12 protein-coding genes are annotated in these 12,047 nt (G+C 70.9%); 3 read left to right on the top strand and 9 right to left on the bottom strand.

What is annotated here, in order from left to right; translation table 11 throughout:
• Positions 1-2: 2 nt before the first annotated feature.
• Entirely contained in the window at positions 3-986 is a 984-nt protein-coding gene (locus ABT009_RS30075; RefSeq protein ID WP_351301778.1) for a DODA-type extradiol aromatic ring-opening family dioxygenase, read from the bottom strand.
• A 122-nt stretch (positions 987-1,108) separates the two neighbouring features.
• Here ABT009_RS30075 and ABT009_RS30070 point away from each other — a divergent pair, with 122 nt between their 5' ends.
• Genes ABT009_RS30070 through ABT009_RS30060 form a run of 3 tightly spaced genes read left to right on the top strand, consistent with a single transcriptional unit; the run spans position 1,109 to position 3,059 of the window.
• On the top strand, positions 1,109-1,762 hold the full coding sequence (locus tag ABT009_RS30070) for an RraA family protein (RefSeq protein ID WP_351301775.1): 654 nt from the start codon (positions 1,109-1,111) through the stop codon (positions 1,760-1,762).
• Positions 1,762-2,154, top strand: a complete 393-nt coding sequence (locus tag ABT009_RS30065) for a RidA family protein (RefSeq protein WP_351301772.1) — start codon at positions 1,762-1,764, stop codon at positions 2,152-2,154. The genes ABT009_RS30070 and ABT009_RS30065 overlap by 1 nt, the downstream gene beginning before the upstream one ends.
• Positions 2,151-3,059: an alpha/beta fold hydrolase gene (locus ABT009_RS30060; RefSeq protein ID WP_351301769.1), complete on the top strand. Its 909-nt coding sequence runs from the start codon at positions 2,151-2,153 to the stop codon at positions 3,057-3,059. The genes ABT009_RS30065 and ABT009_RS30060 overlap by 4 nt, the downstream gene beginning before the upstream one ends.
• Before the next feature lie 108 nt (positions 3,060-3,167).
• Here the strand turns inward: ABT009_RS30060 and ABT009_RS30055 are convergent, their stop codons facing one another.
• The 8 genes from ABT009_RS30055 to ABT009_RS30020 form a co-directional block, all read right to left on the bottom strand.
• Positions 3,168-4,160, bottom strand: coding sequence for an ABC transporter substrate-binding protein (locus ABT009_RS30055; RefSeq protein WP_351301766.1), 993 nt, complete (start codon positions 4,158-4,160; stop codon positions 3,168-3,170).
• 64 nt (positions 4,161-4,224) lie between these two features.
• Positions 4,225-5,031, bottom strand: a complete 807-nt coding sequence (locus ABT009_RS30050; RefSeq protein WP_351301763.1) for an enoyl-CoA hydratase/isomerase family protein — start codon at positions 5,029-5,031, stop codon at positions 4,225-4,227.
• Positions 5,032-5,052: 21 nt separating this feature from the next.
• Positions 5,053-7,212: a xanthine dehydrogenase family protein molybdopterin-binding subunit gene (locus ABT009_RS30045; protein ID WP_351301760.1), complete on the bottom strand. Its 2,160-nt coding sequence runs from the start codon at positions 7,210-7,212 to the stop codon at positions 5,053-5,055.
• Positions 7,209-8,075 (bottom strand): FAD binding domain-containing protein, encoded by an 867-nt coding sequence (locus ABT009_RS30040; RefSeq protein WP_351301757.1) that lies wholly within the window; start codon positions 8,073-8,075, stop codon positions 7,209-7,211. Before ABT009_RS30040 ends, ABT009_RS30045 begins: the two co-directional genes overlap by 4 nt.
• Positions 8,072-8,560 carry a (2Fe-2S)-binding protein gene (locus ABT009_RS30035; protein WP_351301754.1) on the bottom strand — a complete coding sequence of 163 codons (489 nt, stop codon included), beginning with the start codon at positions 8,558-8,560 and terminating at the stop codon, positions 8,072-8,074. The genes ABT009_RS30040 and ABT009_RS30035 overlap by 4 nt, the downstream gene beginning before the upstream one ends.
• Positions 8,550-9,224: an enoyl-CoA hydratase/isomerase family protein gene (locus ABT009_RS30030; RefSeq protein WP_351301751.1), complete on the bottom strand. Its 675-nt coding sequence runs from the start codon at positions 9,222-9,224 to the stop codon at positions 8,550-8,552. Before ABT009_RS30030 ends, ABT009_RS30035 begins: the two co-directional genes overlap by 11 nt.
• Before the next feature lie 66 nt (positions 9,225-9,290).
• Entirely contained in the window at positions 9,291-11,444 is a 2,154-nt protein-coding gene (locus ABT009_RS30025; protein ID WP_351301748.1) for an acetate--CoA ligase family protein, read from the bottom strand.
• A complete protein-coding gene (locus tag ABT009_RS30020; RefSeq protein ID WP_351301746.1) occupies positions 11,441-11,986 on the bottom strand; it encodes a flavin reductase family protein in 546 nt (181 codons plus the stop codon). The genes ABT009_RS30025 and ABT009_RS30020 overlap by 4 nt, the downstream gene beginning before the upstream one ends.
• Positions 11,987-12,047: the final 61 nt, after the last annotated feature.

Raw genomic sequence — 12,047 nt, 5'->3', positions numbered from 1 at the left:
ATTCACTCCCACCGCAGGAACGCCATCCCGCAGCCGGTACCGGCGGCCGTGCGATAGCAAGGGATGTACTCGGACCAGGTGACCGCTCGGCCCTCCATGGCGCCGGCGACCGTGATCCAGTTGCGGATCTCGGACGAGCCCGACTGCAGCAGTTCCTGAGGGACCGAGCGGAGGTATCCGGCGTCGCCGGCAACGATCGCTTCGAGTACCGCGCGGTCGAGATCCTCGTTCACCACGAAGTGGCTCAGACCGCCCGAGGCCGCGAAGACGACCTTGCGGTCGCTGCCCGAGCGGCGCACTCCCTCGGCGAGGGCACGGCCCAGGTCGTAACAGCGGGCCGCGGTGGGCTGGTTGGGCGGGAAATAGGTGTTGAGCAGCACCGGGACGACGGGGACGTTCCGTTCGCCCAGCAGCCTGCGGATGACGAAGCCGTAGGCGTGCCCGAAACCCCGGCCCGGGGGCATCTCCTGAAGCGACGTGATGTCGAAGCCGAGCGCGACACCGGTGGTCACCAGATCGTGGGCGAGGTCGGGCGCGCCTTCGAAGAAGTGGACGTCATCCATGGCGTAGCCGACCTTGACGTTCTCGAAGAACTGCCCGGCAGGGGCGTTCTCCAGGATGCCGGTGTGCCAGTCCTTACCCCAGTAGATCCCGATCGCGGGCTGGATCGACTTGTCGAAGACCTCGCCCTGGTCGTCACCGACGACGACGACCGCATCGACGTCCAGCGCCGAGATCTCGCGGGCGAGCCGGTCCATCGAGTCGTGGCAGGCACGGTACCGCCGCTCCCAGAGTTCCTCGCCCAGTTCGCCGGCGAAGCGGTCGCTGGCTGCCGCCCCCAGCTCCTCGAAGGTGCGCAGCACACCGGACTCGTCGAAGAGTTCGGGGTTGGTGCGGTCCTGGTCCGCCCGCTCACGCCACAGGTCCGGCTCGTTGAGGAGCATCGGGCTGTGCGACGTGCCTATTCCACCGACGATCTGGGCCATCCGTAGAGCTCCTCGGAAAGAGTGACACCGCTCACGAAGAAACAAACTTGTGCGTTACTGTAGGCCCGCAGGTTCCACGAGGCAAGATCTGCGCACGCCGGACGCGCCAAGGAGGACTCCGCATGACAGAAACACCTGCCGGGATCGGATCGCAGGAGCTCGAGACCGCCCTGCGGCTGGGAGCCGCCACCCTGTTCGAGGCCGCGGGAACGGCCGGCGCCCTGCCCTCACGGATCACGCCCGTCTCCCCCGGCCTGCCGGTGAGCGGCCGGGCCTTCCCCGTCACGCTGCCCCCGGGCGACAACCTGTGGCTGCACCACGCGATCTACGCCGCGTCAGCCGGCGACGTCATCGTCGCCACCGCGGCGGGCGGTTACGAGTACGGCTACTTCGGCGAGGTCCTCGCCGAGGCGGCGCTCGCCCGCGGCATCGCGGGGCTGGTCATCGACGGAGGGGTCCGCGACACACGCCAGACAGCCGACCTGGGGTTTCCTGTGTTCAGTGAGCGCCGGTGCATCCGCGGCACCGGCAAGAATCCCGCCCTGGCCGGCTCGCTCGGCAAGCCGGTCGTCATCGGCGGGACCACGGTCCACACGGGCGACCTGGTCGTTGGGGACGCCGACGGAGTGGTGGTGGTTCCGGCGGCCGAAGCGCGTCAGGCGATAGCCGCCGGCATTCAGCGGGAGCACAAGGAGGCGGAAGTGATACGCCTGTTGCGGGAGGGCAAGCGGAGCATCGACCTGTACGGCATGCCGCCTGTCGAGGGGGCCGTGTGATGCGTCGCTCCATCGAGGTCGAAGGGCTCGGCCACGGCGGGCAGCCGATCCCCGTCGCGTCCCTGCACCGGGGCTTCCTGGCGAGCGGCGGCATCGCCGGAATCGACCGCAAGATCGGCGAGCTCACCCCTGACAGAAACGAACAAGTGCGACTCGTCTTCGAGAATATCCGCGCGGTCCTGACCGCCGCCGGCGCCACCGTGGACGACGTCGTCAAGATGACCTTCTTCGTCGCCGACAGAGCGCTGCGCGACGCGGTGAACGCCGAATGGACCGCTATGTTCCCCGACCCCGGAAGCCGTCCCGCGCGCCACACCCTCACCCAGCAGTTGCCGCCGGGTATGGCGGTCCAGTGCGAGCTGCTCGCCGTGCCGAGGGCGGAGGAATCATGACGGTCCGCGCGCTCACCGGACTTGAGCTGGACGCGGCCGGCCACCTGGCCGCACCCCCGATAGCCGCACCCCCGTCGCCGCCCCCACTGCCCTCGGGTAGGTACGTCGACGTGGGCGGGGCGTTCCTGTGGACCGTCGACACCGGTTCCCGCGACACCGGGGCCGACGACACCTGGACCCGCGGCGATCCGGTGCTGCTGCTGCACTCCGGGGTCGGCTCGGTGGAGCTCTGGGCCCACCAGCTGGCGTCGCTGTCACGGGCCGGCTTCCGGGCCATGGCCTACGACCGCCGGGGGCACGGGCGTTCGCGTGATGTCGGCGGCGCTCACGACGAGGCCGCCGACGCCCTGGCGATCGCCGACCGGCTCGGGCTGAATACCGTGCACCTCGTCGGGGTCGCGCAAGGCGCGCGGATCGCCAACCAGATGGCCGTCCGCCACCCCGACCGCGTGCGCTCGCTGACCCTCGCGTCGAGCATGGCGGGCGTGAGACTGCGTGGTCCGCAGGGGGCGGGCACCGCCCCGATCCTCCCGGAGCTGTTCGCCAAGCTGCCCGCGTGGTTCCGCGAACTCGGCCCGGCCTATCGCGCAGCCGACCCGGAAGGGGTACGCCGCTGGATCGCGGTCGAGAGCGCCAGTGCCGACCGACTCCCGCCGGACGGTCCCCCACCCGGCCGGATCGATCCTGACGCGCTGCGCGCCCTGACGTGTCCGGTGCTGCTGCTCACGGGAGACGCCGATCCGTTCCTGCCGCCGCCCATGGTCCGCGCCCTCGCCGGGTGCTACGCGGACCCGTCGCTGGTCGTGCTGCCGGAGTGCGGTCACTCGCCGCAGTGGGAGCGCCCGGACCTCTTCGGCCTGGTCCTCGAGACGTTTCTCCGCACCACCCCGGAACCGGGCGGCTGACCCGACCTCCGCTCCCCGATGAGCCAGGGGACACGTAAGGCCCGGTGACGCTCTGGGGGAGCAGGCGTCACCGGGCCTTACCGCATCGGAACCCGTCGTGTGTGCGGCTCAGAGCGTGAGTGTCTGCTCGGCGAAGACACTCGCGGGATCGATCGTGTTGCCCACCAGGCCCTGCTCGTGCAGGAAGCCCGCCAGCGTCTCGAGGACATGCCGCTGGCCCGCGAATCCGTAGGGCAGCGGATCTCCCGAGGCCACCGAGTCCGCGGCCTCGGGCGGCGTGATGCCCACACGGCCGAACAGCTCGACCAACTCCGCCGTACGGCGCAGTACATCCGCCTTGGCCCGCTCGAACGCCGCGTACACGTTGAGCACCACCCACGGATGTTCCTCGGCGACGGAACGCCGGATCACCACGCAGTGGTTCACCGGCAGGATCCCGGTCGAGGCGAGGTAGCGCAGCCCCTCGGCCCGGCCGTCGTCGAAGAGCGGGCGCACTGGCGCATGCCGGCCGCCCTGGGCGCCGCCGCGGTCGATCAGATTGGTGCCGGTGAGATGCACCAGCGAAGCGTCCAGCTCACCGCGGACGAACATCTCCGCCAGCGTGTCCGTGCCGTCGAGCTGAGTGACCGTCACGCCGGGCGGCGGGGTGAAACCGGTCGCGTCGCCATGGCTCAGCCCCGGTGGTCGCTCCATGAACCAGGTCATGTCGCAGGGCGCCACACCGAACTCGTGCTGCAGCGCCCCGCGCGACCAGACCGCCGAGGTCTGCTGGTACTCCGGCACGCCGACCCGAGCGCCCTTCAGGTCCTCGGGCCGTCTGATGTCGCTGTCCGCCCGCACCACGATGCCGGTGTGGAAGAAGCGGCGCATGGTGAACACGGGCAGCGCGACCCAGTCCCTGACGCCCTGTTCGTACTGGATCAGCAATGTGGCCAGCGACATCTCCGAGATGTCGAAGTCACCGAACTTGAGCTGGCGCCAGAACATCTCCGAGGGGTGGACATGGCTCACCGTCCAGTCGATCCCCTCGGGTGACTGATTCGCGAGCGGGTCGGTGACCAGGCCTGGCGACAGGCAGGCGCTGAGCCTCAGCCGCGTCATCTCCGTCTCCTTGCGTGCTTGCGTGGACTCCCCCGCGTCCGGGCGGGGGAGGAGGCCGGTCGGCTCAGTTCCGCTGGTAGTCCTTGTTGGTGCCGCCCTTCTGCGACTTGAGGTAGCCCTCGACGTCGCCGAGCGGGTCGATGGACATCCGCATCCGGGCGGCCACCATGTCGTCGGACCACATCGCGTGCTCCAGCGGCAGGTGCTGGTCGAGGTTGATGGCGATCTTGGCGTGGGCGAGGACCGAGGGGTTGCGGGTGCCGAGCTCGGTGGCGATCTTGAGGGCTTCGTCCTTGACCTCTCCCGCCGGTACCGAGAACGTCGCCAAGCCGAGCTGCTCGGCCTCGAGGCCGCTCAGGTTGCGGCCGAGCAGCTGCAGGAGCACCGCCTTCTTGCGCGGGATGCCTTCCTTGATCACCTGGGCGGTGACGCCCTGGCCGAAGCTGCCGCGCAGCACCTCGGGCATGCCGATCTGGGCGTCGTCTGCGACGATGACCACGTCGTGCGCCATCATCAGCGAGAATCCGCCGCCCAGGCAGTAGCCGTGGACCGCGGCCACACTGATCTTCGGGTAGTTGATGAGAGCGAGCGACAGGCGGGCCGGTGCCTTCATCCGGCCCCAGTCGTACACGGGCTTGAAGGAGGCCCGGAAGTCGCGCAGATAGTGCAGGTCCATGCCGGCGGCGAAGGACGGGCCGTTGGCCTGGGTGAGCACCACCTGGATGCCGTCGTCGTCGCGCACCTCGTCGAGTGCGTCGATGTAGCCGTTCAGGATGTCGGCGTCGAACGCGTTGCGCTTCTCGGGGCGGTTGATGGTGATGACTGCGACCTTCTCGTCGTACTTCTTGTCGAGCAGGATCTTGTCGGACATGGGCCGGCTCCTCTTCTGTTTCTACGAAGCTGTGTGCGCCGAGTCCCGTGTGGCCGTGAGGGCCGCCAGGACGCGCTCGGCGGTGAGCGGAAGGTGGCGGACGCGTCCGCCGGTGGCACGGGTGACGGCGTTGGCGACGGCTCCGGGGACGCCGAGGTTCGCGAGTTCGCCGACCGCCGTGATTGCTGAGAAGTCCCTCGGATCGTCCGCGGATTCGACCAGTTCGATCTCGAGCGGGGGTATGTCGCAGTGGCCTGCCAGTTTGTAGCTGTCGAGGCCGGTGGTGACGATCGCGCCGTCGCCGTCGGTGATCAGGCGCTCGTAGAACGTCTGGCTCAGGCCGAAGACGAAGCCGCCCTCGAACTGGCCGCGCACGGCGGGCGGGTTGAGCACCGGGCCGATGTCGGCGACGAGATGGGCGCGCAGGACGCGTGTGACTCCGGTGTCGGGGTCGACGGCGGCCTGGACTGCTAGGCCGCCGAGTCCTGCCCGCAGTGTCCGGAACTCCTGGCGTGAGACCCCGGCCGTCGCGCTCACGGTGACCTCGCCCCGGGCTGCCGTCAGGGGGCCGAGCCATCCGGGATCGTCCGGTGGCTGCGCCACCTCCAGTGCGGCGAGGAGTTCGCCGCACGCGGCGGCGGTCGCGCGCCCCACGACCACGGTGACCCGGCTGGCGCCGGCACCGGCGTCCGTGAGGCCTGCGTCGGTGCCCGCTCCGGTCACCACGACCTGGTCCACGGGGACGCCGAGCCTGTCGCTCACGATTCGGCGGAACAACTCGTAGCTGCCCGCGCCCTGGTCGGGGACACCGACGTCGAGCAGGACGCCGCCGGTGGTCGCGCGCAGCCGCACCGTGCTCTCGCCGGGGCCGGGTCCGCGGTGGAAGACCGAGTGACCGACGCCGAGGAGCAGGCCGTCACACTCGCCTGTCTCCCATGAGGCCGACGCCCTCGCGAGCCGGTCGACGATGCCGGCCGTCTCGGCGTGTGCGGCGTGTTCACGTCTGAACTCGAGTGGATCCACGCCCAGTTCGGCTGCCAGCTCGTCGATGTGGGATTCGGCCGCGAACGCGAGCTGGAACTCTCCCGGGGAGCGGACATGGCCGCCGGGAACGTTGTTCGTGTAGACGCCGAGTGTTGTCTCCTCGACATGGGGCACGTCGTACGCGCCGACCGCGAATCCCAGCAGCGGCAGGACACCGGTCGGCATTGGTTTGAGGGCGGCGAAGGCACCGCCGTCCAGGGTGATGCGGCCTTGGTGGGCATGCAGCCTGCCGTCGCGCAGCCCGGCCCGGAGCTCCACCGAACCTCCGTGGCGGGCACCGGTCGCGGCCAGTTCCTCGGCGAAGGGCAGGGCGGCGCGCACCGGCCGCCCGGTCGCCTCGGAGAGCAGGAGGCACGGCCCTTCGACGAAAGGCGAGCCCTTCGCTCCGAAGTCGCCGCCGATCTTGACCGGGTGGATGACGATCGTGGACTCGTCGCGGCCGCCGATGGCCGCGAGATCGCGCCGCAGTTTGAACGGCTCCTTGTGCGCGGCCCACACATGGACCAGTGGCCCGGTGGCGTCGACGAGGCAGGTGTGCGGCTCCAGGGGCGCGGAGTGGGACCGGTCCCAGGTGTAGGTGTGCGTGACGACCAGGTCGCACTCCCCCAGCGCGGCCGAGGCGTCACCGGAGCTCAGCGATCCGCTGCCCTGGACGTTGGGCGCGGGCCGGCCGGGCACGCGGTTGGTGTAGCCGTCGTACCCGGGGTGGAGCACGACGGCGCCCTCGGCCGGCGCTTCGGCCGGGTCGGTCACCGCGGGCAACGGCTCGTAGGTGACGTTGACGAGTGCAGCGGCACGCAGCGCCGTCCGCCGGTCGGTCGCGGCGACCGCGGCGATGGGCTGGCCGGCGAACAGCACCCGGTCGACCGCGAGGACCGGGTAGTCGGCGGTGAACCGCCCGAACCGCCGTGCCCCGGTGGAGGCGCCGGTGAGCACGGTGTGCACACCGGGGAGCTTCTCCGCCTCACTGGTGTCCACGGAGACCACACGGGCGTGGGCCTGGGTCGAGCGCACCAGCGCGGCGTGCAGCGCGCCGGGGCACGGCACGTCGGCGGCGTAGACCGCGGCACCGGTCACCCGGTCGAGGTGGTCCGCCGACGGCACCACCGTCCCGTCGGTAAGAGGCCTGCCGGTCATGCCGGCCTCCTGTCGTCGTCGAGGCACCGGGTGAGCGCGCGGCCGAGTGCCACACCGGCGAGGTGACGCCGGTAGTCGGCGCTGCCGCGGTGGTCGGTGACGGTCTCCAGGTCCGCGGTGGCCTCCCGCGCACATGCCTTCAGAGCGAGGGTGTCGCCGGGGTGCGAGCCGGCCAGTGCGGGGATGTCGAAGACGCGGGGCGACGCAACGGCCGCGCCCACGACCGCCCGTACGGAGGCGATCGTGCCGTCGGCGCCCAGGTCCATCCGGACCCCGGCGTTGACCGTCGCATAGTCGTCGAGGCTGCCGGACTGGATCTTCGACCAGCCGGTCCGGGACGTTGGAGGCAGTCGTGGCACCCGGACACGCCGGATCACCTCGTCCGCGGCCAGGGTGCTCCGCCACGCGCCGGCCGACAGGCCGGCGATCGGGACGGTCCGTTCGCCGCGCGGCGACACCGTGTGGGCCTCGGCGCCGATCACGGCAAGGAGCACTGCGGGGTCCTGGGCCGGGTCGGCGTTGGCGAGGTTGCCGCCGATCGTCCCCGCCGCCCGCACCCGCACGTTGCCGACATCGGAGAACAGCTCCGTCAGACGCGGGTGACGCGCGGAGAGTTCGGGGTCGGCGGCCAGTTCGCCGTGGGTGGTCAGCGCGCCGATCTCGAGAGTGCCGTCCCCCAGGACGGTGACGCCCGAGAGTCCGGGCACGCGGCGCAGCAGGACGAGTGCCGACGGATCGCTGCGGCGGTGGGTGATCTGCAGGCAGACGGTCACCCCTCCGGCGACGAGCCGGGCGCCCGGGTCGGCGGTGAGGATGCCGACCGCCTCCTCCAGCGTCTCGGGTTCGCGCAGAAGTACGGTCATGTCAGCACCCGGTCGATCGCCCGCTGGATGCCGTAGTAGCCGGTGCACCGGCACAGCGTCAGCGCCATCCGCGACGCGCGCTCCCCCGCCGTCAACTCGCCCGCGTCCGGAGTATTGACGAGGGCGGCGGCCATGACGAGCTGGCCCGAGGTGCAGAATCCGCACTGGAAGGCGCCTTCCTCGATGAAGGCCCGCCGGAGCTCATCGACGCGCTCACGCGCGGCCAGACCTTCGGCCGTGACGACGTCACGGCCGTCGGCGAGCACGGTGAGCGTGTGGCAGGATCCGGCCGGGGTGCCGTCGAGGAGCACGGAGCACACGCCGCAGAAGCCGACCTCACACCCGATCTTGGTGCCGGACAGTCCCAGTTCGTCGCGGAGGAAGTCGACAAGTCTCTGGTCGGCGGGGACCCGTGCCGTCACCGGTTCGCCGTTGACGGTGAGGCTGATCTCGGTGAGCCCGTCGGCGTCCGGTTCATCGGGCAACGGAGGCCCCCTTGAGCGGGCGGGTGCCGAGCCGGCTCCGCCAGGCCTCGTTGGCGAGGGTGAGGGCGTTCGTCGACGGATCGGTGTCCGCCAGCGCGCGGGCGCGTTCCCAGGCTGTGTCCATGAGTTCGGCCGGGGGCACGACGTGTTCGACGAGACCGAGGCGGAACGCTTCCTCCGCCGGCATCTTCTCGCCCGTGGTGGCCATCCGCAGCGCGCGGCGCGGGCCGATGATCTCCGCGAGCGCGGCGACGACCGGACGCGGGTAGCGGCCGTGCAGGAACTCGGGGACGCGGTACCAGGCGTCGTCGGCGATGACGACGGTTGCGCATGTGCTGAGGAGGTGCAGTGCCGCGCCGATGGCCGGGCCGTGCACCGCGGCGACCCACAGGATCGGCGAGCTGTCGAAGGTTTCTATGAGCCGCACGCCGGCCGGCGGCACGCCTGGGATCCGCTTGGCTTTGAGATCGCCGCCCGCGCTGAACACCGGGCCGGTCGCGGACAGCAGACCGACCTTCACGCCTGAGGCGGCGAAGTCGTCGTGGGCGGCGATGGCCTCGTCCACGAGTTCCGCCGTCATCGCGTTGCGCCGGTCGGGCTGGTCGAGGACGAGGTGTCCGACGCCGTCGACGACCTGTGCCTGAACCGCCGTTGCCGTTTTCATCGTTCTCCTTCTTGCTTCGTCGCGCGTCGTGGGAGCGGGGTCGTTCCAGGTACGGGCATCGCGGTGTCAGGCCTCGGCCGCCGGGCTCAGCACCACCAGGGCGTCAAGGGCGCAGGCGCGGTCGGCGGTCACCGTGAGCGGGTTGATGTCGACGGCTTCGACCAGGTCGCCGAGGTCGGCTGCGAGGGCGCCGAGCGCGATCGTCGCGCGGTGCACGGACTCGATGTCGTGGACGGCGTTGCGGTAACCGCCCACCAGTCGGCCTGCTTTGGTCCGCGCCAGGAGGGCGGCCGCCGTCTCCTGGTCGAACGGGGGCAGGCCGACGGCGACGTCGTCGAGGATCTCGACCGCGACACCGCCGGAGCCGACGGCGACCACCGGGCCGACCTCGAGGTCACGGCTGAGGCCGAGCACCAGCTCGACGCCGCCGCTGACGAACTCGCTGACCAGCACCTCGGCCTGATCACCGGGGGCGACGCGGGCCGCCGCCTGGGCGAGCTTGTCGAAGGCCTCGCGCACGGCGGGGCCGTCGCGAAGGTCGAGGAGTACTCCTCCGATTTCGGACTTGTGGCTGATCGCGGCCCCGGTGACCTTGAGTACGACGGGGAAGCCGATCTCCTCGGCGGCCTTGACCGCCTCTTCCGCGGACTGCGCCAGCCGGTCGGAGGTGACGGGTATGCCGTAGGAGGCGAGCAGTTGCTTGGAGTCGTGCTCGGACAGGGTCGTCGGGACACCCGGGCGCTGGAGCTCGGTGAGCCGCGCGCGAATGGCGTCCAGGTCGGGGTGCTGCGGCTGCCGTTCCGCCCGCCTGGCGGGTGTGGCGGCCCGGCCGGCCTTGGTGACGACCGCGAGCGCGCGGCTCGCCTCCTGCAGCACGAAGACGCCGTCGAGGTCGTCGCGGATGGACCGGGCGTGGTCGGTGAGACTGTACGACGACAGGGACATCGCGCCCACCGGCTTGCGCACGGCACCGCAACTGATCTGTTCGGCGAGCTGGCGGAGGTACTTCTCCTCGCGCGGCTTGAGGGGGCTGCGCGGCAGTTCCTCCTGGACCAGGACGACGTCGACGTTGGGGTCGGCGGCGACGGCCTCGACGCACCGGCGGTAGATGTCCGGGTTGGAGAGTCCGGGGAATCCGGTGTCGAGCGGGTTGCCCAGTGAGGAGCCGGTGCCGAGGAGTCCCGCGACCTTCTCGATCGTGGCGTCGTCGAACTTCGGGAAGGTGATGCCCAGGCGGGAGGCGTAGTCCATGACGAGGTCCTTGAGGCCTCCCGAGTGACTGATGACACCGATCCGGGGGCCGGGCAGGCCGCCGGAGTGCAGCAGCAGTTCGACGGCGTCGACCAGTTCGTCCTGGGTGCTCACGGTGACCACACCGAGTTCGGCGGCGAGCGCCTCGAACGCCTCGAGCGAACCGACGACCGATCCGGTGTGGGCGAGCGCGGCGGCACGCCCCTCCGGCGACGCGCCGACCTTGAGGACGACGATGTGCTTGCCGAGTTCCCGGGCGCGCAGGCATGCCTTGCCGAACGCGTCGAGATCCTTGATGGACTCCACGAAGCAGGCGACGACCCTTGTCGCGTCGTCCTCGACGAGTTCGGCGACGAAGTCGGCGCAGCCGACCAGAAGTTCACTGCCCGAGGCCACGACGGTGGTGGGCCGGATCGCGCGGTCCATGAGCGCCTCGTAGGTGAACATGAGGACTCCGCCGCTCTGGCCGACGAGCGCGACGGGACTGCCCTCGCGCTCGGCAACCCGTGACAGGCTGAGGGTCATCACGCCCGACTCCTGGCGGTAGAAGCCGCCGAAGCTGCCGCCGGTGACGGGGACGTCGCTGCCGGCCGCGATCGCCCGGACCTTGTCCGCGAGCGCGCGACCGTCGTCGTCACCGCCCTCGCCGAACCCGGCCGCGTGGATCGCGACGCTCCGTGCCCCGGCGGCCAGGGCCTGCTCCAGCGCCGCGGGCACCGCGGTGGCGGGGATGCTGAGAATGACGTGGTCGGGCGTCTGAGGGAGCGAGGCCAGGTCGGCGTAGCAGGGTCCGTCCCACAGTTCCCGGCGCCGGGGGTTGACCGGGTACACGGCGCCGGCGTACCCCGTCCGCGTCAGGTCGGCACGTTGCCGTGCCGTCGGCCCCTTGTCCGAGGCGCCCACGATCACGATGTTGGCGGGACGCAGCATCGCGGTCAGCGGCCGCGGGGTGGGCGTCGTGGACGTCATACGAGTTCCTCCGTGATCGACGTGTAGGTGCGACGGTGGTAGACGAGCGGCATGTCCTGCGACGCACGCCCGCCGACGGCGAGACCGAGCACCAACTGGTGGTCGCCGACCGTGTGGATGTCATGGAGCAGGCACTCCGCGTGCGCGACCGTGTGCCGCGACAGCAGTGGCACGCCGCGCGCCAGGCCGGAGGGCTCCCACGCGATGCCGTCGAAGCCGCTGGCCGGCGCCGCGAAGTGCTGGGAGACAGCGGCCCCGGACGAGTCCAGTACATGGACAGCGAAGGCACCGTGCCGGCGGATCGCCCCCAGCGTCCTCGATCCCGCTGCCAGGCTCACCATGAGCACGGGCGGCTGGAGCGAGATCGATGCGAAGGCCGTGACTGTCGCACCGCACGGCACCGCACCGGGGCCGAGGGTGGTGACGACCGTGATCCCCGAGGGGAAGCTGCCCATGATGTTCCGGAACTGGTCGGAGCCCAGGCTGTCTTCGCCGTCGGTGGGCGGGCGCGGCAGTCGTTTGGCACTTTCGAGCGATCCCATAACATCTCCTGCTCTCAGTAACCAATTAGTGCACTACTGGCAGGGGGGTCGTCGGCCCCAT

Origin of the sequence: Streptomyces sp. NPDC002896 (genome assembly GCF_040295225.1) — a bacterium.
Classification (GTDB): domain Bacteria; phylum Actinomycetota; class Actinomycetes; order Streptomycetales; family Streptomycetaceae; genus Streptomyces.
This window is presented reverse-complemented; position numbering and strand designations above follow the sequence as displayed.